At 65.7% G+C, this 26,329-nt stretch carries 21 protein-coding genes; 18 read left to right on the top strand and 3 right to left on the bottom strand.

The window, feature by feature from the left end; all coding sequences use genetic code 11:
- Nucleotides 1-57 precede the first annotated feature (57 nt).
- The 9 genes from ligD to IB269_RS05935 all read left to right on the top strand — a co-directional run bounded on the left by ligD (nucleotide 58) and on the right by IB269_RS05935 (nucleotide 10,522).
- Nucleotides 58-2,673 carry a DNA ligase D gene (ligD, locus tag IB269_RS05975; protein WP_192366644.1) on the top strand — a complete coding sequence of 872 codons (2,616 nt, stop codon included), beginning with the start codon at nucleotides 58-60 and terminating at the stop codon, nucleotides 2,671-2,673.
- A gap of 34 nt (nucleotides 2,674-2,707) precedes the next feature.
- The gene (locus IB269_RS05970; protein WP_192366643.1) at nucleotides 2,708-3,685 is read left to right on the top strand and encodes a Ku protein; all 978 of its coding nucleotides are present in this window, start codon (nucleotides 2,708-2,710) and stop codon (nucleotides 3,683-3,685) included.
- 215 nt (nucleotides 3,686-3,900) lie between these two features.
- Nucleotides 3,901-4,113, top strand: coding sequence for a hypothetical protein (locus IB269_RS05965; RefSeq protein ID WP_012206144.1), 213 nt, complete (start codon nucleotides 3,901-3,903; stop codon nucleotides 4,111-4,113).
- 152 nt (nucleotides 4,114-4,265) lie between these two features.
- Nucleotides 4,266-6,353, top strand: a complete 2,088-nt coding sequence (locus tag IB269_RS05960) for a catalase (protein ID WP_192366642.1) — start codon at nucleotides 4,266-4,268, stop codon at nucleotides 6,351-6,353.
- A 160-nt stretch (nucleotides 6,354-6,513) separates the two neighbouring features.
- Nucleotides 6,514-6,690 (top strand): hypothetical protein, encoded by a 177-nt coding sequence (locus IB269_RS05955; RefSeq protein ID WP_156516919.1) that lies wholly within the window; start codon nucleotides 6,514-6,516, stop codon nucleotides 6,688-6,690.
- A gap of 74 nt (nucleotides 6,691-6,764) precedes the next feature.
- Nucleotides 6,765-7,835, top strand: coding sequence for a DNA topoisomerase IB (locus IB269_RS05950; RefSeq protein WP_192366917.1), 1,071 nt, complete (start codon nucleotides 6,765-6,767; stop codon nucleotides 7,833-7,835).
- 132 nt (nucleotides 7,836-7,967) lie between these two features.
- Nucleotides 7,968-9,578 (top strand): sigma-54-dependent transcriptional regulator, encoded by a 1,611-nt coding sequence (locus IB269_RS05945; protein ID WP_192366641.1) that lies wholly within the window; start codon nucleotides 7,968-7,970, stop codon nucleotides 9,576-9,578.
- Between the two features lie 66 nt (nucleotides 9,579-9,644).
- Complete coding sequence (locus tag IB269_RS05940) at nucleotides 9,645-10,172, top strand: hypothetical protein (RefSeq protein ID WP_192366640.1); 528 nt, start codon at nucleotides 9,645-9,647, stop codon at nucleotides 10,170-10,172.
- Nucleotides 10,173-10,243: 71 nt separating this feature from the next.
- Nucleotides 10,244-10,522 (top strand): GlsB/YeaQ/YmgE family stress response membrane protein, encoded by a 279-nt coding sequence (locus IB269_RS05935; protein WP_013801923.1) that lies wholly within the window; start codon nucleotides 10,244-10,246, stop codon nucleotides 10,520-10,522.
- 18 nt (nucleotides 10,523-10,540) lie between these two features.
- Here IB269_RS05935 and IB269_RS05930 read toward each other — a convergent pair whose 3' ends face one another.
- Nucleotides 10,541-12,124, bottom strand: coding sequence for a hypothetical protein (locus IB269_RS05930; RefSeq protein ID WP_225613967.1), 1,584 nt, complete (start codon nucleotides 12,122-12,124; stop codon nucleotides 10,541-10,543).
- 328 nt (nucleotides 12,125-12,452) lie between these two features.
- On the opposite strand from IB269_RS05930, the gene rpoN reads away from it, so the two are divergent.
- The 8 genes from rpoN to IB269_RS05890 all read left to right on the top strand — a co-directional run bounded on the left by rpoN (nucleotide 12,453) and on the right by IB269_RS05890 (nucleotide 22,162).
- Nucleotides 12,453-14,015: an RNA polymerase factor sigma-54 gene (gene rpoN, locus IB269_RS05925; RefSeq protein WP_192366638.1), complete on the top strand. Its 1,563-nt coding sequence runs from the start codon at nucleotides 12,453-12,455 to the stop codon at nucleotides 14,013-14,015.
- 169 nt (nucleotides 14,016-14,184) lie between these two features.
- Nucleotides 14,185-14,523: a hypothetical protein gene (locus IB269_RS05920; RefSeq protein WP_192366637.1), complete on the top strand. Its 339-nt coding sequence runs from the start codon at nucleotides 14,185-14,187 to the stop codon at nucleotides 14,521-14,523.
- Nucleotides 14,524-14,571: 48 nt separating this feature from the next.
- Complete coding sequence (locus IB269_RS05915) at nucleotides 14,572-14,766, top strand: hypothetical protein (RefSeq protein WP_012206153.1); 195 nt, start codon at nucleotides 14,572-14,574, stop codon at nucleotides 14,764-14,766.
- Between the two features lies 1 nt (nucleotide 14,767).
- Nucleotides 14,768-14,980, top strand: a complete 213-nt coding sequence (locus IB269_RS05910; RefSeq protein WP_192366636.1) for a hypothetical protein — start codon at nucleotides 14,768-14,770, stop codon at nucleotides 14,978-14,980.
- 55 nt (nucleotides 14,981-15,035) lie between these two features.
- Nucleotides 15,036-18,899, top strand: coding sequence for an ATP-binding protein (locus IB269_RS05905; RefSeq protein WP_318652142.1), 3,864 nt, complete (start codon nucleotides 15,036-15,038; stop codon nucleotides 18,897-18,899).
- A gap of 67 nt (nucleotides 18,900-18,966) precedes the next feature.
- Nucleotides 18,967-20,259, top strand: a complete 1,293-nt coding sequence (locus tag IB269_RS05900) for a Zn-dependent hydrolase (RefSeq protein WP_192366635.1) — start codon at nucleotides 18,967-18,969, stop codon at nucleotides 20,257-20,259.
- A 254-nt stretch (nucleotides 20,260-20,513) separates the two neighbouring features.
- Nucleotides 20,514-21,497 carry a Bug family tripartite tricarboxylate transporter substrate binding protein gene (locus tag IB269_RS05895; protein WP_043825246.1) on the top strand — a complete coding sequence of 328 codons (984 nt, stop codon included), beginning with the start codon at nucleotides 20,514-20,516 and terminating at the stop codon, nucleotides 21,495-21,497.
- Nucleotides 21,498-21,607: 110 nt separating this feature from the next.
- Nucleotides 21,608-22,162, top strand: a complete 555-nt coding sequence (locus IB269_RS05890) for a bacteriohemerythrin (RefSeq protein ID WP_224986183.1) — start codon at nucleotides 21,608-21,610, stop codon at nucleotides 22,160-22,162.
- 90 nt (nucleotides 22,163-22,252) lie between these two features.
- On the opposite strand, the gene IB269_RS05885 is transcribed toward IB269_RS05890, so the two are convergent.
- Nucleotides 22,253-22,690: a universal stress protein gene (locus tag IB269_RS05885; protein WP_012206159.1), complete on the bottom strand. Its 438-nt coding sequence runs from the start codon at nucleotides 22,688-22,690 to the stop codon at nucleotides 22,253-22,255.
- Between the two features lie 99 nt (nucleotides 22,691-22,789).
- On the bottom strand, nucleotides 22,790-23,572 hold the full coding sequence (locus IB269_RS05880) for a 2OG-Fe dioxygenase family protein (protein ID WP_043791151.1): 783 nt from the start codon (nucleotides 23,570-23,572) through the stop codon (nucleotides 22,790-22,792).
- A 363-nt stretch (nucleotides 23,573-23,935) separates the two neighbouring features.
- On the opposite strand from IB269_RS05880, the gene IB269_RS05875 reads away from it, so the two are divergent.
- The gene (locus tag IB269_RS05875; protein WP_192366634.1) at nucleotides 23,936-26,311 is read left to right on the top strand and encodes a S8 family serine peptidase; all 2,376 of its coding nucleotides are present in this window, start codon (nucleotides 23,936-23,938) and stop codon (nucleotides 26,309-26,311) included.
- Nucleotides 26,312-26,329: the final 18 nt, after the last annotated feature.

Here is a 26,329-nt window from a genome sequence, read left to right as displayed (position 1 = left end):
GGGCGTTCCCATTCCCATCATCATCCTGATTGCGCTCATCCACTGACGGATGCCGCCATGCCGGCCACGCGCAGCAAGTCCCAGGCATCCCGCCCAGCCCGCCCCACCAAAGGGGCGGCCAAGGCGGCGACACCCCAGGCCTCGCTCGCGCTGTACCGGCAAAAGCGCGACTTCACGCGCACACCGGAACCTTCGGCAGAATCTTCCAGTGAGGCGATTGCAGGGCAGCCCGGCGCGGGCGCCCTGCAATTCGTCATTCAAAAGCACTGGGCCAGCCACCTGCACTACGACTTTCGGCTGGAGCTGGACGGCAGCATGAAAAGCTGGGCGGTGCCCAAGGGCCCCAGCTACGACCCGGCCGACAAGCGCATGGCCGTCCAGGTGGAAGACCACCCCATGGCCTACAACCGCTTCGAGGGCCAGATTCCACCGGGACAGTACGGCGCGGGCAAGGTCATCATCTGGGACCGTGGCACCTGGCTGCCCGAGGGCGATGCGGCCGAAGGCTATCGCAAGGGCAAGCTCAAGTTCGAACTGCGCGGCCACAAGCTGCAGGGCCGTTGGACCCTGGTGCGCATGCGCGGCAAGGACGACGCCAAAAAGCCCGCCTGGCTGCTGATCAAGGAGCACGACGGCCTGGAACGTGCTGCCAGCGAATTCAACGTGGTCGAGGACATGCCCGACAGCGTGGCCGGCCTTCCCCTGCCCACCGCCACAGCGCCCGTCACCACGCCCGTCGCTACGCACGTCACCGCGTCCATGCCGCAGAGCATCGCCCCGCAGCTGGCAACCTTGGTGGACCATGCCCCTGCAGATGCCGGGCAATGGATCTTCGAGAGCAAGTTCGACGGCTACCGGCTGCTGGCGCGCATCGAGGACGGCGCCGTTCGCCTTTTCACACGCAACGGCAAGGACTGGACCGCCAAAATGCCCGCCCTGGCCCGCGCCTTTGCCGCACTGCCCCTGCAATCGGGCTGGGTGGATGGCGAGGTGCTGATGCTGGACAGCGACAGCCGCCCTGACTTCCAGTCCCTGCAAAACGCCTTTGACGGCGAGCGCACCGACCACCTGGTGTTCTTCGCGTTTGACCTGCTGTGGCAGGACGGCCAGGACCTGCGGCCCCAGCCCGTGGAGCAGCGCCGCCAGCAGTTGCAGGCCCTGCTGCACAAGGCGCCTTCGGACCGCCTTCGCTTCAGCGAGGCCTTTGACGCCCCGCCCGCCGACCTGGTGGCCGCCGCCTGCCAGCTGGGCCTGGAGGGCGTGATCGGCAAGCGGCGCGGCAGTGCCTATGCCTCGCGGCGCAGTGCGGACTGGATCAAGCTCAAGTGCGGCCTGCGCCAGGAATTCGTGATCGCGGGCTACACCGATCCCCAGGGCACGCGCACGGGCCTGGGCGCCCTGGTCCTGGCCGTGCATGGCGAGGACGGCCAGCTGCGCGCGGCAGGCAAGGTGGGCACGGGGTTCAACAGGCGCACCCTGGCCGACCTGCGCCAGCGCCTGGAGCGCCTTGCCACCGGCACCTCGCCGCTGGCGGACAGCCGGGGCCTTGGCAGCGGGGTGCACTGGGTGCGCCCCACGCTGCTGGCCGAGGTCTCGTTCGCGCAGTGGACCGAGGACGGCCAGGTCCGCCATGCCGTATTCCAGGGCCTGCGTGCGGACAAGCCTGCACGCAGCATTGTCAAAGAGGAGCCACAGCACGTGCCATCGACCGCATCTTCCGCCAGCGCTGCAGCCACGCCTGGCGCTGCACGAACGCAAACCCGCCATGCCAGGGCGGCGCGACTGCCCGCCTCGATGACCATCACCCATCCCGAGCGGGTCATCGATCCCTCCACCGGCATCACCAAGATGGATCTGGCGCGCTACTACGCCACGGTGGCGCCCTTCATGATCACCCACCTCAAGTCCCGGCCCGTGGCCATGGTGCGGGCGCCGGACGGCATCGAGGGCGAGCTGTTCTTCCAAAAGCACCTCGACCAGGCGCCGCTGCAGGGCATCGCCGCCCTGTCGCCGGAACTGGACCCCGGCCATGCCCCGCTGATGGAGGTGTCCCGGCGCGAAGGCCTGGTGGCGGCTGCGCAGATGAACACCATCGAATGGCACACCTGGAACGCGCGCAAGGACCGCATCGACCGGCCCGACCGCATGACCTTCGACCTGGACCCGGGCGAAGGCGTGCCCTGGCAGCAGGTGCAGGAGGCCGCCAGCCTGCTGCATGTGCTGCTGCAGGAGCTGGAGCTGCCGGCCTTCCTCAAGACCAGCGGCGGCAAGGGCCTGCACGTGGTCGTGCCCATCAAGCGGCTGCTGGACTGGGACACCGTCAAGGCCTTCTCGCAGGCCGTGGTCCAGCACCTGGCCCATGCCGTGCCCCAGCGCTTCGTGGCCAAAAGCGGGCCGCGCAACCGCGTGGGAAAGATTTTTGTGGACTACCTGCGCAACGGCTTCGGCGCCACCACGGCCTGCGCGTGGACGGCCCGGGCGCGGCCGGGCATGGGCATCTCCGTGCCCGTGGCCTGGAACGAGCTGGACAGGCTCACGGGCGGCGCGCACTGGACCATTCGCTCGGTAGACCAGCGCCTGCGCCTGGGCAACTCCCCCTGGGAGCACTACGGCACGGCCGCCGTGGGCCTGGGCCGCGCCATGAAGGCGCTGGGCTTCGAGGCGCAGCGTTGAGCACCGTCCTGCAGGGATCGAAGAAAGCACCGCCATGAAGAAAGCCGCCTCCCCCAAATCCAGCCCGTCCACCTCCGCGCGCAGCATGTGGAAGGGCGCCATCAGCTTTGGCCTGGTGCACATTCCCATCGGCCTGTACGCGGCCACGGCCAGCTCGGACATCGACTTCGATTGGCTGGACAAGCGCAACATGCAGCCCGTGGGCTACAAGCGCATCAACAAGGTCACGGGCAAGGAAGTGGCCACGGCCGACATCGTCAAGGGCGTGGAATTCGAAGAAGGCCGCTACGTGGTGCTGAGCGCTGAAGAGATTGCCGCCGCCTTTCCCAAGACCACGCAGACCATCGAGATCGAGGCCTTTGTCGATGCCCAGGACATCCCCTTCATCTACCTGGAACGCCCCTACTACACCGCCCCCCTGCACCGTGGCGAGAAGGTCTACGCCCTGCTGCGCGAGGCCCTGCGCAAGAGCAACAAGGTGGGTGTGGCCAAGGTGGTCATCCAGACCAAGCAGCACCTGGCCATCCTGATCCCCTGCGGCCGGGCGCTGGTGCTCAACCTGCTGCGCTGGGGCGGCGAGATCCGCTCCTTCGAGCAGCTGGACCTTCCGCCGCTGGACGCCAAGGCAGCCGGCATCAAGAGCGCCGAGATGACCATGGCCATGGCCCTCATCAAGGACATGAGCCAGGCCTGGGACGCCGACCAGTTCCGCAACTCCTTCAGCGAGGAAATCCATCAACTCGTGCAGGCCAAGGCGCATGCGGGCGATGTCCAAAACGTGGAAAAACAGGAGACCCCACCCGCCGCGCCGGCCAACGCGGCCGTGCTGGACCTGACGGCCCTGCTCAAGAACAGCCTGGGCAAGGGCGCAGGCGGACCATCCGCCAACGCTGCCAAGGAAAAAAATACCGCGTCAACGGTAAAAAATGCAAAGACGCCAGCGTCCAGAAAATCGACAAAATCCACAAAAACCCCGGCCAGGACCCCTGCAAAACGCCCCGCCGCCAAATAACCCAATATTTGGCCTGGCTGCATTTTTTACAAAACAATTTCATTATAAGAAATACATCCATTTGTACCGACAAAATGGAACAAAGCTACTCCATAGCAAATTCCAATGCTTTACCAAAAGTAATCTTCCAAATATCCTACAAGCCGGCCATTTTCACGGTCGCACAATGAAATTGCAGTGATGACGGCATCGCTGTTTACTTAAGGAGTACGGAAATGACGCAACAGACCAACAACCCTCAAGGCAACACGGCCAGCAACCAGCAAAACGACAAGAACAAGCAGCAGCAGCAGCAGAACAATCCGGGGCAGCAGCAGCAAAGCAATCCCAACAACCCGAACAATCCCAACCAACAGCAGCAACAGAGCAATCCCCAGCGCAACCAACCAGGGGAACAGCAAAAGCAGGGCAGCCATCAGCAGCGTTAAGCTGCCGATAGCGTGAACTGGCAAAGGGCCCCCTGGGCCCTTTTTTTATCTCCAGAGCTTTGCTGACGATGCCCTTTGGTTCAGCCAATCGCCTCTTCCAATAATTATTGCCTCATACAACAGGCCATCCTCTTTCTTTCAAGGAGTAAATCGTGGCTAAGAAATCCCCTGGTGAAAAGAAATCGTCCAAGCAATCCCCCACAGGCCATGGCGGAGAATTACAGCAACAGGCCGACGGACAGCACCCCGGATTGACCACGCAGCAAGGCATTCCGGTTCCTGATAATCAGAACTCCCTCACCGCCTGGGAAAAAGGCCCTACGCTGCTGGAAGATTTCATCCTGCGCGAGAAAATCACGCATTTCGACCATGAGCGCATTCCAGAGCGAATCGTCCATGCACGCGGCACAGGCGCCCACGGTTATTTCCAGCTGACAGATTCGCTGGAGCAATACACCACCGCCAAGGTCCTGACCGAAACCGGCAAGCAAGTGCCGATCTTCGTGCGCTTCTCCACCGTGGCCGGTGGAGCGGGCTCGGTGGACACCCCGCGCGATGTGCGCGGCTTTGCCATCAAGTTCTATACCGAAGAGGGCAACTGGGACCTGGTGGGCAACAACATCCCGGTCTTCTTCATCCAGGACGCCATGAAGTTTCCCGACCTGGTCCATGCCGTGAAGATGGAACCCGACCGGGGCTTTCCGCAGGCCGCCACGGCGCACGACACGTTCTGGGACTTCATCTCCCTCATGCCCGAGTCCATGCACATGGTCATGTGGATCATGAGCGACCGCACCATTGCACGCAGCCTGCGCATGATCGAGGGCTTTGGCGTGCACAGCTTCCGGCTGGTCAATGCCCAGGGTGAAAGCACCTTCGTGAAATTCCACTGGCGGCCCGAGCTGGGCATCCAGTCCACGGTCTGGGACGAGGCCCTCAAGCTGCAGGCTGCAGACAACGACTACCACCGCCGCGACCTGTTCGAGGCCATCGAGGCGGGCGACTACCCGGCCTGGGAGCTGTGCGTGCAGCTGTTCTCGCAGGAGCAGGCAGACGCCCTGCCCTACGACCACCTGGACCCCACCAAGCTCATCCCCGAAGAGGAAATTCCGCTGCGCAAGATCGGCCGCTTCGTGCTGGACCGCTGGCCCGACAACTTCTTCGCCGAGACCGAGCAGGTGGCCTTCTGCCCGGCCAATATCCCGCCCGGCATCGATTTCAGCAACGACCCGCTGCTGCAGGGCCGCCTGTTCTCGTACCTGGACACCCAGCTGTCGCGCCTGGGCGGCCCCAACTTCACGCAGCTGCCCATCAACGCGCCCAAATGCCCGTTCGCCCACCACCAGCGCGACGGCCACATGCAGACCGAGGTGCCCAAGGGCCGCGTGGCCTATGAGCCCTCCAGCCTGCAGGCCGACAGCCCGCGCGCCTCGGCAGCCCGCGGCTTGCGGCACTTTGCCCAGCCCGCGCAGGAGGGTACCAAGGGCCGCATCCGCCCCGAGAGCTTTGCCGACCACTACAGCCAGGCGCGCATGTTCTACCAAAGCCAGAGCGCGCAGGAGCAGGCCCACATCGCCAGCGCCCTGGTGTTCGAGCTGTCCAAGGTACAGACGCCGCATGTGCGCCTGGCCGTGGTCGGCCACCTGCAGGTGATAGACGCCGACCTGGCACAGCGCGTGGCCGACGGCCTGGGCCTGCCCCAGTTGCCGCCTGCCGCCAAGCCTGCCGTGCCCCCGCAAAAGCTGCCGCCCAGCCCGGCCACGCGCATCATCGATCGCATGAAGCCCACCTTGCAGGGCCGCTGCGTTGCCATCCTGGTGGACGAAGGCTCCAGCGCCCGGCACGTTGCCGCCTTCCACAAGGCGCTGGTGGCGCAAAAGGCCAGCGTGAAGATCATTGCGCCCAAGATCGGCGGCGCCACGCTGGACGACGGCAGCCACCTGCCGGCCGACGGCCAGCTGGCCGGATCGCCATCCGCGCAGTTCGATGCCGTGGTGTCCATCATCACGCTGGAGCGCGGCCAGGCGCTGGCCCATGAGGCAGCCGCGCAGGACTGGTTCCGCGACGCCTTCGGCCACCTCAAGGCCATTGCCGCCTGCAAGGCCACGCAGCACATCATGAAGACGGCCGGCATCACGCCGGACGAGGGCGTGTTTCCCATCGACAAGCCCGAACCCTTCATCGAAGGCGCCAAGAAGCGCTTCTGGGCCCGCGAAGCGAAGCTGAGAACGCTGGCCTGACCCCCGTCCCGGCGTGCGCCACATCATTGCCACCAGATGGCATCGCGCCGGACTTCAACCAACCTTGTACCCGGGCCATTTACCCCGGGTCCAGGCATGGCGCTTGCCATGGCAACACCAAGGCCGGCCCGGCCTGCCACCCCTACAGGAGCAACTTCCCATGATCACTTCGGTACCTGCACCCCCTGTCACCCCGCCTGTTGCGCCCCCGGTCAACCCGCCGCCCACCGAGCCGCTGGTTCCCCCCGTGGGCGACCCGCCACCGGCCCCTGCACCTTCGCCCTACTCCGACCCGCCCATTGCCCCGCCGCCACCGCCGCCGCAGGGGGTGCACTGAGCTCCGCGCCAGCCAGGGGCAGGGCAGCGAACGCAGACGGCCCCGGCCCTGCCCTGACCTATGTGAACGACCGCATGCCCGGCTGGCGCCGCGTGCGGCGCGGCAAGGGCTTTTCCTACGTGGCACAGGACGGCAAGCCCGTGCGCGATGCCCAGGCGCTGGCGCGCATCCGCAAACTCGCCATTCCACCGGCCTATGTGGATGTCTGGATCTGCCCCGATCCCCAGGGCCACCTGCAGGCCACGGGCCGCGATGCCCGGGGCCGCAAGCAGTACCGCTACCACCCGCAGTGGCAGGAACAGCGCAAGCAGGTCAAGTTCGACCGCATGCGCGCCTTTGGCCGCCACCTGCCCGCCATCCGTCGGGCGGTGGCGCGCGACCTCAAGCCTGGCCGGCCGCAGCTGGACACCGTGGTGGCCGCCATCGTCTGGCTGCTGGACTGCACGGCCCTGCGCATAGGCAATGACGAGTATTCCGAGAGCAATGGCTCCTACGGCCTCACCACGCTCAGAAACCGCCATGCCCAGGTGCATGCGGGTGAGCTGACGCTGAGCTTCAAGGGCAAGAGCGGCGTGCTGCAGCAGGCCCGCGTGTCCGACCGCGCCGTGGCCCGCATCGTCAAGCGCTGCCAGGAGCTGCCGGGCCAGCGGCTGTTCCAGTTCATCGACGATGAAGGCGAAGTCCACCATGTGCGATCCGAGCATGTGAACGACTACATCCGCAGGATTTGCGGCAAAGCTGCGGCCCATGGGGCTGATGCCGCAGATGTCGGAGATGCCGCAGACAGCCCGGATTTCAGCGCCAAGGATTTCCGCACCTGGCATGCCAGCGTGTACGCGCTGGAACTTGCGCTGGAACTGGCGCTGACTGCAGGCAAGGCAGCGTCGCAAGAAGGCGCAGGCACCAGTGCGGCGGCGCTGAACGCTCTGGTCACGCAGGTCGCCCGGCGCCTGGGCAATACCTGTGCGGTTTGCCGCAAGTTCTACATCCATCCCCAGGTGCTGGCCCTGTGCGAGCAACCTGGGCAGGACATTCCCACCGCACCGGACAGGCGCCCGCGCGGACTGAGCGCAAAGGAATGCCTGTTCCTGGGGCTGCTGCAGCCCCGCAGCGGGCGGCGCGCCAGCCGCCAGCCGCCTCCCTGATCCCGCCTCCCGCACGCCCGGCAAACACTGTGCCTGTGGACTGACAAAGACGCCCGCATGCTCGCCCTTAAACTGGCAGATCATGAAATTTTGTCAAAACGCGTTGCGGCGAGGACCCCTGGAGGCCATGCGATGAACCACGTGCTGATCGTCGATGACGATGCGGATTCCGCAGCGACCATGCGCGAACTCGTGGGCGTGGACCGCTTCTCGGTCGCCGTGGCCCACACCCTGCGCGACGCGCGCCGGCAGATGGCCATGCAGCCGCCCAGCCTGGTGCTGCTGGACCTGCAGCTGCCCGATGGCAACGGCATGGACCTTTTCGGTGACCAGCAGGTGCCGCAGGACTCGCAGATCGTGCTGGTGACCGGCCACGCCAGCCTGGACTCCTCCATCGAGGCCCTGCGCCGCGGCGCCATGGACTATCTGGTCAAGCCCGTGGGCATCGGGCGGCTGGAGGATATTCTTTCGCGCTTTCTGATCCCCACGGCCGGCCTGCCGGAGACGGGCACCAGCACCCTCACGGGCGCGGCCTTCGACCAGATCACCCCGCAAGACAGGCCAGGCGCCGGCTACTGCGCGCAGGAAGGGCGCTTTGGCCGGCTGTGGGGCGGCTCGGCCCCCATGCAGCGGCTGTACCAGCAGATGGAGCGCGTGGCGGGTACCTCGGTCACGGTCTTTCTGACGGGCGAAAGCGGCACCGGCAAGGAAGTCGTGGCACAGACCCTGCATGAGCTGAGCCAGCGGCGCAGCCGGCCCTTCCTGGCGGTCAACTGCGGGGCCATTTCTCCGCACCTGATCGAAAGCGAGATCTTTGGCCACGAAAAGGGCAGCTTCACCGGCGCCGACCGCCAGCACCAGGGCTTTTTCGAGCGCGCGGCCACGGGCACGCTGTTTCTGGACGAAATCACGGAAATGTCGATGGAGCTGCAGGTCAAGCTGCTTCGCGTGCTGGAGACCGGCCGCTTCATGCGCGTGGGCTCCACCCAGACGCTGCAGACCGATGTGCGCGTGATCGCCGCCACCAACCGCTGCCCCTACGAGGCCGTGGCCAGCGGCAAGCTGCGCGAAGACCTGCTGTACCGCCTGAACGTCTTCCCCATCGAGCTGCCGCCGCTGCGCGAGCGCCTGACCGACGTTCCGCTGCTTGCGCAGCATTTCATGGACGCCATCTCCCAGCGCGAGGGCCAGGCCAAGCAATTCACGGCATCGGCCCTCAAGCAGCTTGCGCAATACAGCTGGCCCGGCAACGTGCGCGAATTGCGCAATGCCGTGCAGCGCGCCTATGTGATGGAGCCCGGCCCGCTGGTGAGCCAGGAATGGCTGCCCCGGCCGCCCGTGGTCATTGCCCAGCATCCGGCCGACCACTCCCTGCACCTGCCGCAAATGCCACATATGCCGCAGGCGGGGTCCATGCCAATGAGCGCGCCAATGACCGCTCCACTGACAGCGCCATCGACCACGCCCATCACCCCCGCAATCACAGCGCATGCGCCCGCCGACCACGCGCATGCAGCCGCCACCTACGACCTGCCCGACACCGAGCCGGCCACCATACAGCTGCCCATCGGCATGACCATGGCGCAGGCCGAGCGGCTGCTCATCCAGGCCACGCTCAAGCAGTGCAAGTACCAGAAGGAACGCACGGCGGCCGTGCTCGGCATCAGCCTCAAGACCCTGTACAACCGGCTCAGGGACTATGCGGGCGGCAAAAAGGGCGAGACGGACGCCGAGCACGGCTGACACCCAAACTTGCAGGCACGCGGCTTGCCACCTTGATTGCACCTTCGTGCAACCAAGGACAAGCCCATGGACTCCTCTCCTCCCCGCGCCTACGGTGTCTTCAAGCCCGTGGGCCACATGGTGGTCTCGTTTCCCACAGCTGCGCAGGCCGATGACGGCGTGGCCGCGCTGCAGGCGCTGGACCTGCCCGCCCAGGACATCCAGCGCTATTCCGACCGGGAAATGCTGGCCCAGATCGATGAAGACCTGCGCCAGGCCAGCCCCGTTGCCGCCGTGGGCCAGGAGCTCAACCTGGTCAAGGCCCACCAGGCCCTGGCCGAACGCGGCTACCACTGGCTGGTGGTGCGCGTGGACAGCGACGAGGCCGCACGCACGGCCGCCGATGCCCTGAAGGCCGCCGGCGCCGAGCGCGCCCAACTCTATGGCCGCTTCATCATCGAGGAATTGATAGAGCACGCCGCCGACCTGCCCCAGGTCAGCGAGTCGCCCGACCGGGGCCTGGATGCCCAGACGCCTTCGGGCCATGAGGCGGAGCGTGCAGAGATTCGCCCTGCCGCGGACCAGGACACCGCCCCTGACAAGCCAAGGCTCTGAACGGCCTGCAGGAGCCGGGCACGCCGATTGCCCTTGACCACCAACCGTAACTTTTTTTCAAGGGCGATGCCATGGACTTCCTCATCTGGCTGATGGTGGGTGGCCTGATCGGCTGGATTACCAGCATGGTCACGAACACCCAGGCCGAGCAAGGCATTTTGCTCAACGTGGTCATAGGCGCCATAGGCGCACTACTGGGCGGCTGGCTGCTGGCGCCGATGCTGGGGCCTTCGGCCATGAATGCGCAGACGGAGGCGCCGGCCACCTCCATGTCCATCTTCGTCTCTCTGGCCTGCGCCGTTGCGCTGCTGGCCATCTTCAACCTGTGCAAGCGGAGCGTGCCGCGCTGAAAGCGGCCAGGCAGCCTGTCAGTCCAGCCTTTGCGCCAGGCAGTCCTGCGCCGCCATGGCCACGCGCGGCAGCACCAGTGAGACCGCCAGGCAGCGGCCATGCTCACCCTCGGCCCGCACCACGCCACCGCGCTCCAGGCACAGGCGGCGCGCCAGGCTCAGGCCGCAGGTGGCGTCCGCATCGGCATCGTTCAATGGAGTGAAGACAGGCGGCGGGTCCTGCCTTTCCACACGTTCCAGCCGTGGCGCGCCCGCCTCGCCGGTACCGGAGCCGGTGCTGGCGGCGCCCGCCCCGTGGGCCAGGGCCTCGATGCGGATCTCCACCAGCGCATCTCCGCGAGAAGCTGCGGCCTGCTCCTGGTCCTGGTGCTCGGACAGGGGCCGGGCGGCCATGTGCACCTGCGCGCCATCGGTCATCGCTTCGCGGATGGCGAGAAAAATGCTGATCAGCGCCAGCTCCAGCTCATCCGGGTCCACATGCACGCCCAATCGCGGCGCCGGCTGGCCGGGCTGACTGGCCTCGGCAGGCTCCGCCACCTCCAGCGCCATGCGCTTGCCCAGCACCACGGCCAGCGTGCCCTGCAGGCCGGGCAGCCAGCGGTACAGGTCCACCACCAGCGCATGCGTGCAATGGTGCGCCCCAAAACGCAACAGTTGCTGCGTGAGGCGGCTGGCCGTGTCCACCGAGCGCAGCATGGCCTGGGCGGGCAGGCGCAGGCCCGGGTCTTCGGAGCGCCGCTCTATCAGATAGGCGCTGTTGCTCAGAATGCCCAGCTGGTTGTTGAACTCATGGGAAAACCGGCCTGCCAGCCGCCCCACCACCTGCAGGCGTTCGCTCTGGAGACGGGCAGCGGCCTCTTCGAGGCGGGCAGCGTCCACCGCAGCGCCTTCGGACAGGCCGGCATCACCGCCGCCCTGGCCCTGCCCATGGTCTTGCGCCTTGCCGCCCATTGCCGGCAACACCAGGGCCGCGCTGCCCCGCAGCGCCAGCCGCGCCAGTCCCAGGCCCGCCACCGCAAACAAAACGATGGCCACCCAGATCACCCCCTTCAGGGGCCGGGAGCATGCGGGGTCCAGCGCAGAACAGGGGAGCCAGCTCACCCAGGTCCATCCCTGGGCGGACTTGCTGAAGAAGGCCCGCAGCGGCCCGCCCTGCGCATCTGGCAGATCCAGCCAGCCCTGCGAAGCGCCCTGCCCTGCGCCCTCCCCAGCGCTTTGCTCTGCGCCTTGCCCCGCACTTTTCGCGCCGGGCGCAGCCTGCGCCAGGCTGGCCGCCAGCCGCTCGCTGAAATCGGCGGGCAAGGCAGGCAGGTCGGCTGCCGCGCCGGGCCCGGCCGGCAGGGCGCGGCCTGTGCTGTCCACCAGAAAGCCGGGCCAGCCGGAGTCCAGCAAGGGCCGCAAGGCCGCCAGCACCTGGTCGGCGCCGGCCGTGCGCGGCTCCTTGTCCAGCAGACGGGCCACAGCCATGCTGCTGACGCGCGCGGCCTGCTCCTGCGCCGCATGCTCGGATTGGTAGGCGCGCAACAGCAGCCAGGACGAGGCCGCCAGCACAAAGACCAGCAAGGCCAGCAGCAGCAGGACCAACCTCAGGCGTATGGACATGGGATCTTCGGGCAGGGCATCACGCGGCGCCTCCCGTGGAACGGAATTCTGGGCCCCCGGGGGCGGGACCGTATGGAAGCTGGTGGACTGGTACATGGCAAAGTTTGCAGAAAACCTTGCGCCCAAACGGCAATTTCTGCCGTGGACGCCATGACCGGCCCCGCTGTTCCAGAACCGATCCCCCGCAGCGGCGGCAAAACCCTGGGCCCCGTGCCGCCTGCGCAGGGAGACCACAGCAGGTTTCGTGCCCAAAGTGTATCCAGACGATTCGCCGCCCGCATGGCGGCATGGAGCTTGCGTCTTCGGGTCATCGCACCAAGGAGATGAAATGGGTTCCATGCACCTCAGGGCGGACATACGCCAGTCCCAGACGCTTTCTCCCCGCCTGCAGCTTGCAGTGCGGATGCTGCAGATGTCCTCGCTGGACTTTGCCGCAGTGGTGCGCAGCAAGCTGGAGGACAACCCGTTCCTGGAAGACCCGCAGGATGCGCAGGACGGCGAGTATGAACAGGGGCTGCTCGACGGCAAGGAGCTGGGTGAAGAGGACCGGGAAGGCGGCATGGGCAGGCTGGCCCCGGAGGCAGGCCTGACCTCCGATACGGGCATGGATGAAGGCTTCGGCATGGGCATCGGTCTGGACATGGACCGCGATCTCCCCGGCACGCAGCACCCGCCCGACCCGGCCGACCACCTGCCGGGCCCCGCCACCGAACCCGCCGACGACCGCGACCTGTGGCTGGCCGACATGCATACCGGCGCGCGCCAGGGGGCGGATGGAGAAGGCACGGCCATGGATCTGGCGGCCTGCGAGACCACGCTGGCCATGCACCTGCACGGCCAGCTCAACGTGATGGCGATGACGCCGCGCGACCTGTGCATGGCCCGCGCCATCGTGGAGTCGCTGGACGACGACGGCTATCTGCGCACCGAGCTGCAGGAACTGGCCGGCCTGCTGGCCCTCAGCCCCGCACCTGACGCGCAGGAAATGCTCATTGCCCTGCGCCTGGTGCAATCGCTGGACCCGGCCGGCGTGGCCGCTCGCAGCGTGGGCGAATGCCTGTTGCTGCAATGCCCGCAGATCGGCGATGCCCACCTGCGCCAGCTGGCCCAGGCCATGGTGCAGGACCACATGGAAGCGCTGGCCGCCCGCGACGTGCCCCGGCTGGCCCGGGCGCTGCAGGTGCCGCCCGCGCAGATCACGCAGGCGCTGGACTGCATACGTCGGCTGAACCCCAGGCCGGGCTGGAACTTCGGCTCCTCCCACGTGGACTACATCGTTCCCGACGTGATCGTGCGCCGGGGCCAGAACGGCTGGAACGTGCACCTCAACCCCGCGGTCGTGCCGCGCGTGCGCCTGAACCGCGTCTACGAGCAGCTGTTTCAGCGCCACCGCCGCAGCGGCCAGAACCAACTGGCCGACCACCTGCAGGATGCGCGCTGGACGGTGCGCAACGTGGAGCAACGCTTTTCCACCATCCTCGACGTGGCGCAGGCCATCGTGCGCAAGCAGCAGCTGTTCCTGGAGTTCGGTGCCATGGCCATGAAGCCGCTGGTGCTGCGCGAGATTGCCGAGGAAGTGGGCGTGCACGAGTCCACCGTCTCGCGCGTGACCAACAACAAATACATGGCCACGCCCACGGGCGTGTTCGAACTCAAGCATTTCTTCTCGCGCCCCATGCTCAGCGCCAGCGGCAATGCCTGCTCGGCCACGGCCATCCGCGAGCTGATCGGCGACATCATCGCGGCCGAGTCCGATGCCCGGCCGCTGTCGGATGTTGAAATCGCACGCCAGCTCGGTGCCCAGGGCCTGGTCGTGGCGCGCCGCACCGTCACCAAATACCGCCAGCTGCTGCGCATAGAACCGGCCGACCGGCGCAGGCGCCACGCCTGAAACCTGGCTTTGTGGCAAGCGGCGTGCCTGTCCAAAAGCCTGTCCGGCCCGTCCTGCCAAGCCCCACCGCCGTGCAGCGGCTTGTCGCTCCCGCAGGGCATGCCTTGTCCGACAGTTGCAGGCCGCCGCCCGGCCTAAGGTGAAAGCTCATGGACTGAAGGAGCCCGCCATGGACAACTCACCCCGCCGAATGCATGCCCCCCTCGAACGCCAGCGCAGCGAGAACAACCACATCCGCGACGGACGCTGGCCCCTGCGCATAGGCGCACTCACCGCCGCCGTCGCACTGATCCTGGTGCTGATGTTCAACTTCATGGCCCCCAAGGGCCGGCTGGATGCGCCCAGCGCCACTGGAGCGACTGGAACGCCTTCGCCCTCATCGTTGCCCTCACCGTCGCCCTCACCGTCTCCCGCGACACAGCCCGTGTCGCCGCCCGCGCCTTCCGCCGCGCCGCAGCAGGCTGATCCGGCCACGGCCCCTGCCCCCACCTCCACGCCTGCGCGCTGAGCCGGCATCCACCGCTCATCACCACACACCCCCAAAAGGACACGCACCATGAACCACCCTCTGCCTCACGCACCCAATATTCCCCAGGTGCCGACCACGCCCAACGACCCCGTGGCCCCCGATGATCCCAACCGCCAGCCCGGCCGCCCGCGCGGGCCCGAGCCCATCGACCCGCCCACCACGGCGCCGCCCATCGAGCTGCCACCGTCCCCGGAGCAGGAACAGACGCGCAAGGGAGAGTGACATGCCACAAGGTGACAAATCGGCCTATACCGATAAGCAAAAGCGCCAGGCTCGGCATATCGAAGACAGCTACGAAACGCACGGTGTGAGGCGCGGCGTGGGCCACGAAGAAGCTGAAAAGCGCGCCTGGGCCACCGTGAACAGGCAAAGCGGCGGCGGCAAGCTGTCGGGCTCGGGCCGGGGCAGGCAAGCGGGCCAGTCCAAGTCAAAATAGCCGCGACTGCGGCCAGGCCCGAGACCCGAGACCCGCAATTGCCGTGGGAGAAAGTGTGAACTCAGAAGACAGTTTTCGATTCCTGCCGCAGCGCGGCGAAATGCCGGCACGCGTGCGTTCCCACGACTGGGCGGCCACGCCCCTGGGATCGCCGGACGGCTGGCCGCAGACCCTGCGCAACGCCGTGAGCCTGGCGCTGGGCTCGCGCTTTCCCATCACCATCTGGTGGGGCGAAGACTTCCGCCTGATCTACAACGATGGCTATATCCCCTTCCTGGGAACCAGCAAGCACCCCCAGGCGCTGGGCCAGGCCGGCGCGCACTGCTGGAGCGAGATCTGGAGCGATATCGGCCCCATGCTGGAAGGCGTGATGCGTACCGGCGAGGCCACCTGGTCCACCGACGCCCGCTACTTCTTCGACCGCGACCTGCCGCAGGAAGAGGTCTTCGTGACCTTCACCTACGGCCCCATCCTGGCCGATGACGGCGTCACCGTGCAGGGAGTGTTCTGCCCCTGCACCGAGACCACGGAAAAAATCGTCAGCCGCAGGCGCCTGGAGACGCTGCACCGCCTGGGCATACGCACGCTGGACATGCACAACGCCAGGGATGCCGCCCAGAAAGTCTGCGCCGTGCTGGACGAGAACCCCTACGACGTGCCCTTCGCCATCATCTACGAATGCGTGGACACCCCTGCCGCGGGCAGCGCAGGCGCCAGCGGCCCGGCCTTCAGGATGCTCTGCGCCACGGGCATGGATCTGGATATGGAGCTGGCGGCCGACCCCTCGCGCTGGCCGCTGGACCGGGCCGTGCAATCCGATCCATCGGACCGAGCGGACCTAACGGACCAGGCGCATCAGGCGCATCAGGTGGCCCAGCCGGGCCAGCCCGCCAATGTGGAACTGGCGCCCCTGGGCCTGTCCCTGCCCGGCGGCCCCTGGCCCGAGGCCTCGCGTCTGGCGCGCATCGTGCCTGTGCGCTGGTCGGGCGACGGCCAGGTATCGGGCGTGATGGTGCTGGGCGTCAGCCCGCGCCGTCCGCTGGATGAGGACTATTGCGCCTTCCTCGACATGGTGGCAAGCCACACGGGCAGCGTGGTCGCGCACGCCCAGGCCTACGAGCAGGAAGCGCGGCGCGCCAAGGCCCTGGCCGAGGTGGACCACGCCAAGACCGTGTTCTTCTCCAACGTCAGCCACGAGCTGCGCACCCCGCTGACCCTGATCCTGGGCCCGCTGGAAGATGCCCTGCGCGAGCACGGCGGCCAGGTGCCGGCCGGGCAGACGCAGATGATCCACCGCAACGCGCTGCGCCTGCAAAAACTGGTCAACGCCCTGCTGGACTTCTCGCGCATCGAGGCCGGGCGCATGCAGGCCAGCTACGAGCCCACGGACCTGGCCCGCACCACGGCCGAGCTGGCCAGCATGTTCCGCTCGGCCGTGGAGCAAGCCGGCCTGCGGCTGCGCGTGGATTGCCCGCCGCTGGACGGACCGGTCCATGTGGACCGCGACATGTACGAAAAAATCGTGCTCAACCTGCTGTCCAACGCCTTCAAGTTCACGCTGCAAGGCGAAATCGCAGTGGCGCTGCGCGATGTGCATGATGCGCACGGCGCGGGCGGGGCCGATGGTGCGGTGGAGCTGTCCGTCACCGACACCGGATCGGGCATTGCGCCCCAGCACCTGCCCCATCTCTTCCAGCGTTTTCACCGCATCCCCGGCAAGCCGGCCCGCACACACGAGGGCACGGGCATCGGCCTGGCCATGGTGCAGGAGCTGGCGCGGCTGCATGGCGGCACCGTCACGGTCAGCAGCACGGAGGGCGAAGGCAGCCGCTTCACCGTGCGCCTGCCCAGGGGGCATGCGCATCTTCCGGCCGAACACCGGCCCGCGCGCCCGCCTGCATCGCACCCGCAGGTGGATGAGGCCCTGCGCTGGCTGCCCGGCGAGCCCGCCCCGGCTGCCAGCGACGAAGCCAGGCCCATGCAGCGGGACATGCACGGTGGTGCCCTGCCCCCGCGTGCCCGCATCGTCTGCGCCGATGACAACGCCGACATGCGCAGCTACATCGGCCAATTGCTGGAGCCGCTGTATGACGTGGAGATCGTGGGCGATGGCCGCGCCGCGCTGGCCAGCATCCACCGCCAGCGGCCCGACCTGGTGCTGGCCGACGTGATGATGCCCGTGCTCGACGGCTTCGAGCTGCTGCATGCGCTGCGCAGTGACGAGACCACGCGTGCCATTCCCGTCATCATGCTATCCGCGCGGGCCGGCCAGGAGGCCCAGGTCGAAGGCCTGCGCGCAGGCGCGGACGACTACCTGGTCAAGCCCTTTTCGGCGCGCGAGCTGCTGGCGCGCATCGCATCGCTGCTGCAGCTGGTGCGTGTGCGCGAACAGGTCCACGTCGCCGTGCAGGCCAACGAGAAAAAGCTGCGCGCCATCATCGACCAGATGCCTGCGGGCGTGGGCGTCTCCGACATGAGCGGCACCATGGTATTGAGCAATGCGCTCATGGACCGCTTCGTGCCGCGCGCCATTCCTTCCACCCTGGCGGACCGCATGCCGCGCTGGAAGGGATGGGATGACAAGGGCCAGCCCATTGCCCCCGAGAACTGGCCCGGCAAGCGCGCGCTGCGCGGCGAAGTGGTCATGCCGGGTCTGGAGATGCTGCACACCGACGACGATGGCCGCGAATGGTGGATGCGCGTCAGCTGCGCGCCGCTGCGCGATGACGACGGCCAGCTCATAGGCACCTGCTCCGTCATCCAGGACATCACCGAACTCAAACAGGCCGAGTACCACCTCAAGGAAGCCGACCGACGCAAGGACGAATTCCTGGCCACGCTGGCGCATGAGCTGCGCAATCCACTGGCGCCCATCAGCCACGGCCTGCAAATCCTCAAGCGCACCGCCAACGGCGACGACAGCGTGCGCCACAGCCACGAGATGCTGGAGCGCCAGGTCAACCACATGATCCGCATGGTGGACGACTTGCTGGAGGTCTCGCGCATCACCACGGGCAAGGTCCAGTTGCGCAAGGAACTGGTGGACCTGAACGATGTGCTGCAAGGCGTGGTGGCGGCCAGCGGCGCGGTCCTGGAGGCAGGCAGCCACCAGTTGCGCCTGGAACTGCCCGCCGCGCCCGTATCGCTGCTGGCCGACCCGATGCGGCTGGCGCAGATGGTCTCCAACCTGCTCAACAATGCCGCCAAGTACTCGCACTCCGGCGGCCACATCGTTCTGTCCGCCTGGACCGATGGTGCGCAGGCCGTGGTCTCGGTACGCGACAACGGCATAGGCATCCCGCCCGCCCTGCTGGGCAAGGTGTTTGATCTGTTCATGCAGGTGGACCGCAACGGCCGCCGTGGACAGGGCGGCCTGGGCATCGGGCTGACCCTGGTGCGCAGCCTGGTCGAGATGCACGGCGGCAGCGTGCAGGCGCTCAGCGAAGGCAAGGGCCAGGGCAGCGAATTCAGGCTGCACCTGCCCCTGCCCACCCAGGCGCAGCCCCTGGCGGGACAGGCACCGAATGCCCAGCCCGAGGATGCAACGGCCTTCGGCCGCATCCTGGTGGTCGACGACAACATCGACGCGGCCGACACCCTGGCCATGCTGCTCAGGCTGCTGGGCGCCGAAGTCGAGATTGCCCGCGACGGCCCCGGGGCCCTGGCCATGCACGCGGCGTTCAGGCCCGAAGTGGTGCTGCTGGACATCGGCCTGCCCGGCATGGACGGCCTGGAGGTCGCCCGCCGCATCCGTGCAGAGCACGGCCGCGACCAGGTCGTGCTGATCGCGCTCACGGGCTGGGGTCAGGAGGAGGACCTGAGACGATCGCGGGAAGCCGGCATGGACCACCACTTGGTCAAACCCGTGAGCTTCGACACGCTCGAGCGTCTGCTGGCGGGCCTGCGCCCCCTGCCGTGAGGACTGCTTTTTTCGCGCGAGAATTCGGGCTGCCCGATCCCAGCTGCCCCAGACGCCACCGAGACCGATGACCGCCCTGCCCGCTTCCTCCGCCCCCAACCTTCCTCCCATCAACGCCGAGCGCCTGTGGCGCCGCGTGGAGACCTTGTCCACCTTCACCCTGCCCGACGTGCCGTGGACGCGCCGCGCCTTCTCCCCTGAATTCGTCCAGGCCCGTGCCTGGCTGCGCGGGCAGTTCGAGGCAGCCGGCATGCAGGTCCATCTGGACGAGGGCGGCAACCTGGTGGGCCGCCTGCCGGCTGCCCCAGGCCCGGTGCAACGCGCGCCCATCTCCACCGGATCGCACTGCGACACCGTGATGATGGGCGGGCGCTTCGACGGCATCATCGGCGTGCTGGCCGGCATCGAGGTCGCGCACTGCCTGCACGAAAACGGCATCGCCCTGCAGCACCCGTTCGAGGTGATCGACTTCCTGTCCGAAGAACCCAGCGACTACGGCATCTCCTGCATAGGCAGCCGCGCGCTGTCGGGCAAGCTGGACGCCGCCATGCTGTCCGCCCGCAACCCCGAGGGCGAAACCCTTGCCGAAGGCATGCGCCGCATCGGCGCGCGGCCCGAGGCGCTGGACCGCCCGCTGCGCAGCGCCGGAGGCACGGCCGCCTTTGTGGAGCTTCACATAGAGCAGGGCCCGGTGCTGGAGCAGCGCGGCCTGCCCATCGGCGTGGTGACGAACATCGTGGGCATCCGCCGCGTGAGCTTCACCGTGCGCGGCCAGGCCGACCACGCAGGCACCACGCCCATGGACATACGCCAGGACGCGCTGGTGGGCGCGGCGCGCATCATCGATGCGGCCAACCGCAAGGCCGCTGCGCTCAATGGCCAACCCCACTATGTGGTGGCCACCGTGGGCCGGCTCTCGCTTACGCCCAATGCCTCCAACGCCGTGCCCGGCCTGGTCGAGATGATGATGGAAGTGCGCAGCGACCACGCCGGCGTGCTGGAGCGCTTCCCCGAGGAACTGCTGGCCGAAGTCCTGCCCGGCCTGGCCGCCTTGCGCGTGCGTGCCGAGATGGCCGACGTGAGCCGCTCCCAGCCCACGGACTGCTCCGCGCCCGTCATGCAGGGCGTGGAGCAGGCCTGCGCAAACCTGGGCTACGCCCACATGCGCATGCCCAGTGGCGCCGGCCATGACGCCGTCTACATGGCGCCCACCGGCCCCATGGGCATGATCTTCATCCCCTGCCTCCACGGCCGCAGCCACGCGCCCGAGGAATGGATAGAACCCGCCCAGCTGCTGGACGGCACCCGGGTGCTGTACGAGACAGTGCGCGTGCTGGACGCGCAATTGGCGCAGGGCTGAGCGCCTGGCCTGCGGCCAGGCACCAAGGCGGCATAAAATAGCCCGCTTCCCTCTGGAGCAGGCACAAGCTGCTCCTTGGTGGAAGCCCCTGTGGCACAGATTGCGGAAATCCGCCCAAATAGCGGGTTTCCCAATGCAAGATGGCGGAACCACCCTCCCCGATCATCGACAACCCACCGCATGGGCGGCCCGGCACTGCCGGTCCGCTGCGAGAGGGTTGCACCGCCCCATCAGACCCTGGAGTTTCTTCTTTCATGTTCCGCCAACTGATCACCTGCACCGCCGTGGCCGCCGCCATGGGCCTGAGCTTTTCCGCAGCCGCCCAAGGTGCGGCTGCCGACTATCCGAACAAGCCCGTGCGCATGATCGTGCCCTTCCCGCCCGGCGGCGGCACCGACATCCTCGCGCGCGTGGTGTCCAACAAGCTCACCGAAGTCAGCAAGTGGACCGTGGTGCCCGACAACCGCGCGGGCGCAGGCGGCACCATCGGCATCACCGAGGCCGCCAAGGCAGCGCCCACGGGCTACGACATGGTCATGGGCCAGAAGGACAACGTGGTCCTGGGCCCCTATCTCTACAAGAACCTGCCCTGGAACCCCGTCAAGGACCTGGTGCCCGTGGCCCACGTGGCCTACACGCCCATCGTGATCGCCACCAGCGTGAACTCGCCCTACAAGACCCTGGCCGACATCGTGGCCGCTGCCAAGCAGCACCCGGGCAAGGTGACCTACGGCTCGCCGGGCAATGGCACCAGCATCCACATCTCGGGCGTGCTGCTGGAGAAGGCCGCAGGCATCCAACTGGTGCACGTGCCCTACAAGGGCTCCAACCCGGCCCTGATGGATGCGCTGGCCGGCAACGTGGACCTGCTGGTGTCCTCCGTGCCCTCGGCCATCGGCCAGATCAAGGCCGGCAAGCTGCGCGCCATCGCCGTCACATCGGCCAAGCGCTCGTCCTCGCTGCCCGACACGCCCACGCTGGCCGAATCGGGCCTCAAGGGCTTTGACGTGAGCACCTGGTACGGCCTGTTCATGCCCAAGGGCACGCCCACGGCCGTCGTGACCAAGGTCAACGCCGAAGTGAACAAGCTGCTGGCCATGCCCGAAGTGCGCGACGCCATCCAGACCCAGGGCGCCGAGCCCCAGTCCATGAGCGTGGCCGACTTCGACAAGATGTTCCAGGCCGACTTCAAGCAGTCCAAGCAGATCGTCGAGTCCTCGGGCGCCAAGATCGAGTGACATGCCTGCGGTGCCAGGGCTGCATGCCCGGCACCGCCTGCAATGGCCAACGCCGCATTTCATTGATGCAGATCAGCCTGATCTGCATCAAGGAGCTATGTGACAGTCCCGTGAATACTTCTCTGGAAATCACCGAATTCCTGGAGAACGTCATGGCATTGCTGGTCTGGGTCCCCGAGCTGGACACCGGGATTGCAGAAATCGACCGGCAGCACCGCCGCATCGTCGATTACATCAACAAGCTCTACGAGCTGCGCTCGTCGCCCGACCGTGAGGCCCTGGGCGATGTCATCGGCGAGATGATCGACTACACCGTCTCGCACTTCGTGTTCGAGGAAAGCCTGATCGAGAGCGCCGGCTACATGTTCGCCGGCCCGCACAAGAAGGTGCACGAGCTGTTCACGCGCCGCGTGATCGAGATGCAGACCCGCTTCGATGCAGGCGAGGACGTGGCCGCCGAGCTGCACGGCATGCTCTCGCGCTGGCTGTTCAACCACATCCGCAACGAAGACACCGGCTACGTGGACTCGGCCAAGGCCTATCTGCGCATGGCGCGCGAGTCCAGTCCTGCCGCCGAGAAGGAAAGGCTCAAGAACGAAGTGCTGCAGGAGCTGGAACTGCAGCGCAAGAAAAAGGGCTGGCTGGCACGGCTGCTCAATCGCTGAGCGCCCTCTCCCCCTGCAGCGCACCAACAAAAACGGCTCCCGAGGGAGCCGTTGACGTTTCACCCGGCAAAGGGCCGAGCGGCCCGGTGATTACTCGCGCACCACCAGCACCGGCACGCGCACGGCGCCCAGCACGCGCTGGGTCACGCTGCCCAGCATCAGCTTTTCCAGGCCACGGCGGCCTTGCGAGCCCATGATGATCAGGTCGGCGCCCGTGCTCTCGAGCACGCGCACGATGCCTTCGTGCACCGCATGGCCTTCGCCCACCACGGTGGTGGCGGTGATGCCGGCCTCGTCGGTAATCTTCTTGACGGCGTCCAGCGTAGTGTTGGCCTCGGCCGTGGCCGCGCTCAGGTACTGCGACTGGCCGTAGGCGAAGTCGGCGCCCACGCCCGTGAACGGATAGGGGTCCACCACGTAGACCGCCGTCAGCGTGCTGCCAAAGGCCTTGGCCAGCTCCACGCCCTTGTGTACCGCCAGCATCGAGCTGTTGGAGCCGTCCACGGGAACCAGGATGTGCTTGAACATGCGTTTTCTCCTTTGTGCTTGGCCGCCGTCAACAATCGGGGGCGGCCGGGTCGATGAACCAAAGTGTGCGCCCATCATGCGCCAGCGTCTTGAGCTGCATCAATCCTTGCGGCGACGCGTCAGCTCCGAGCCCTGGAAACCCTGGCGGCGATAGGTCAGCACCAGGGTATCGCGCACGCCGCCCGGCTGCTCGGGCTGGATGGGCGTGGTCTCGTGGATCATGCGGGCATCGTCCAGCAGCATCACCGACCAGGGCTCGGTCAGCGTGAAGCGCTGCCCGCTGGGGCCCGTGGCCTCGAAGATGCGTGTCTCGCCGCCCTTCACGCCCTCGCGCCCGACCAGGATCACGGCCACCAGGTCCACGCCGTCGCGGTGCGCGCCTTCGGGGGTGGGCCGGCCAATGCCGTCCGTGGTGTCGATGCGGAACTGGTGGGACTCGATGAACCAGCGCTCGTGCTGCACATCATCGCCCTGGGCGCAGAACACCTGGTCGGACAGGCCGGCCAGCGCCAGCAGCAGCCGGCTCCAGGTGGCGCTTTGCGCCGTGGCGTCGCGCATGGGATCGAACATGCGCAGCATGCCGCCATGCAGGGCGTTGTATTCCACCGGCTGCCAGTGCGCGCGGTGCTCCACCTGCTGCAGCCCGTCCTGCCCGGCGATGAAGCAGGAATGGCGGCGGCGCCGGTAGCGCCCGCCGTCCTTCAGGAAGGCATCGGGCGGCAGCTGGGCCCAGTCGGCATCGAGCGCATGCAGCTCGGTCAATGACACGCCTGCCCAGGCCGCGAATTCATCGGGGCGCAGCACCGCATAGCCTGCGTCGCGCAGCGACTGCGCTGCATTCTGGGGGGCGATATAGGGAGGGGGAAACGTGATGTGCGCCATGGCCGGCAAGCTTACTCTTGGTGCGCGGCCCGCGCGGCGATCTACAGCGCAATTTTACACAGAGCTATGGGCACCGGATCGCACCCATCCTAAGATCGAAGGCCACCTTCTTTTTCCCATCAATCGCTGCAATACATCAACCGGATATACCTAACGCAGGCAGATTAAAGGCAGCAGCTGCACCGCAAAGATTGGATGACGTCTTGCACACCTGGCTGGCTTCGAGGTCACCGTTCGCAGCCATTGTCGAACCAGACAGCGAAGCCACAAGCCCATCGCAAGAAACATTTTGTCACCTACAATCGGGATAAGTAGCGGACCGTAAAATCTTCAGTACCTTCTCCGTCCTCAAGAAAGGGCATTGTGAACACAGCAGCCAACAGAAATCCCAAGGGAAAAACATTCGCCGTCATCAGCGCCAGGATCTTTTCCGTTTTTAGCCTGGCCTTGACACTCTCGCTGGCTGCCAGTGCCCAGGAACGCGTACTGCTTGCATCGCAGGCTGACACTCCCGTTGCTCAACGTAATGATGAATCGACGATAGCCACTCTGAGCGGGCTCCAAGAAACTGCAGCACAAGCAGGCCACGTAAAGGTTATCGTGGGCTTGCGTGTACCGTTTTCTCGAGAAGCTTGGCTGTCAGCCTCAGCGGTGGCTCAACAGCGTGACGAAATTGCTCTGATGCAATCGTCGATGCTGCAACGCCTTCCCTCGCTGGCGGCAACGCCTGACGCCGTGAGCCGTTTCGAGACCATTCCCTTCATGGGTCTGACCGTGACTCCCGGTGAATTGGCCGATCTGGCCAACTCCCCCGAAGTCATCAGCATTGAACGGGACCAGCTCGCCATCCCTAGCGTGTATAGCAGCGTCCCCCACATTGGTGGAAATACCGCTTGGGCATCCGGATATAGCGGCGCCGGCCAGACCGTGGCGGTTCTGGATTCAGGCGTTCTCAAAAGCCATCCCTTTCTTCAAGGCAAAGTCGTTTCCGAGGCCTGTTACTCTTCGACCTCTGGCAGCTCCGTACAATCGCTGTGTCCGGGAGGGGTTACGCAGTCAACGGCCATCGACTCTGCCCTGCCTTGCAGCTTGGAAGGCTGCGATCACGGAACCCATGTTGCAGGCATTGTTGCAGGTTCTGGAACCAGTGGTTTCTCTGGAGTCGCGAAGGATGCAAAGATCATTGCAATACAGGTTTTCTCCAGAATCAATGATTTTTCCGTTTGCGCCGGACTAGGAAAATCTGCTCCTTGCACCGCATCGCACAGCGCAGATCAAATCAAAGCCCTCGAACGCGTATATAGCCTTAGAGGCATTTACAAAATTGCCTCCGTCAATGTAAGTCTAGGGGGAGGATACTACACCGGGTTCTGCGATTCCCAGCAATCCAGCGTCAAGGCCATCATCGATCAATTAGCCAGTGCGGGCATTGCCACAGTGGTTGCCTCAGGGAACAACGGTTATCCAGGAGGAGTGTCTGCACCTGCCTGCATCTCAACAGCAGTCAGCGTTGGAGCCAGCTGGGCCAGATCAGGCTCCGGCAACAACTGCGAAGGAAATTACCTTGGAACATCAGCATTAGACTCTGTCGCTTGCTACTCCAATTCAGCCCATTTCCTCAGCCTGTTGGCTCCCGGCTCTCAAGTATATTCATCCCTTCTCGACAATACCTATGGATTCCGTGATGGAACTTCGATGGCAGCACCCCATGTTGCGGGCGGCTGGGCCATCCTGAAGCAGAAAAATCCCAGTGCGACTGTCACAGAAATACTGAACACATTCAAAAACACAGGAACACCTGTGGCTGACCCCCGCAACGGCATCATCAAGCCACGCATCAACCTGGCTGCCGCTCTCGGCATCACGGGTGGCAGCACCCAATACCATGTCCTGGACGTACAGACATTGGGAGGGGGAAGAATTACAAGCTCTCCAGCAGGGATAGATTGCGGCAGTTCTTGCGCAGCAAGCTTCCCCCATGGCTCATATGTCTCCCTCACAGCGACACCCAATACCGGATACGCTTTCGCAGGATGGACACAGTTTTGCACTGGCCAACCGGGTACTTGCATTGTCATGATGAATAGTACTGTTAGCGTAGCTGCCAAATTCGTGGAAACGAATGTGCAAATCACCTTGGCGAAAGCGGGCCAAGGACAGGGATCCATATCCAGCAATATACAATCCTGCAATCAGGCCGTGTGCACCTTCACGGTTCCCAGGGGCACCATATTGAATTTCACGGCATCTCCTGCATCTGGCAGCATTTTTTCCGGATGGAGTGGCGGAAACTGCTCTGGCACCGGCATCTGCGCCATTACGGCCGATAGCAGCGTCACTATTACTGCAACCTTTGACCCGGCTGCCACTGGTTCTTTGAAATATGTAACTCCAATCACAATCTCCAATCTCTCAGGCGCACAAAACTCGACTGCGTACTATTCGGCTTCAATTCCACCCGGCGCCAAGAATTTGCGAATTGAAACACGTGGTGGCTCCGGCGATTTGGATCTTTATGTCAGATATGCACAACAGCCAACTTTGGATACTTGGGACTGCCGCCCTTGGGTTAGTGGAAACAATGAACAATGCAATTTTCCATCACCTTCGCCAGGAAATTACCATATCATGATTCATGGTTTTTACAGCTATATGGGCACAAGCTTAATTGTCAGCTACCAAATTGGCAATGAAACAAAAAAACTTATAGCTCCGCTATTCATGCTGTTGCTGGATTAAATGCAGCCTGCAAAACCC

This window comes from Delftia sp. DLF01 (assembly GCF_014852125.1).
GTDB lineage: Bacteria > Pseudomonadota > Gammaproteobacteria > Burkholderiales > Burkholderiaceae_C > Comamonas > Comamonas acidovorans.
This window is presented reverse-complemented; position numbering and strand designations above follow the sequence as displayed.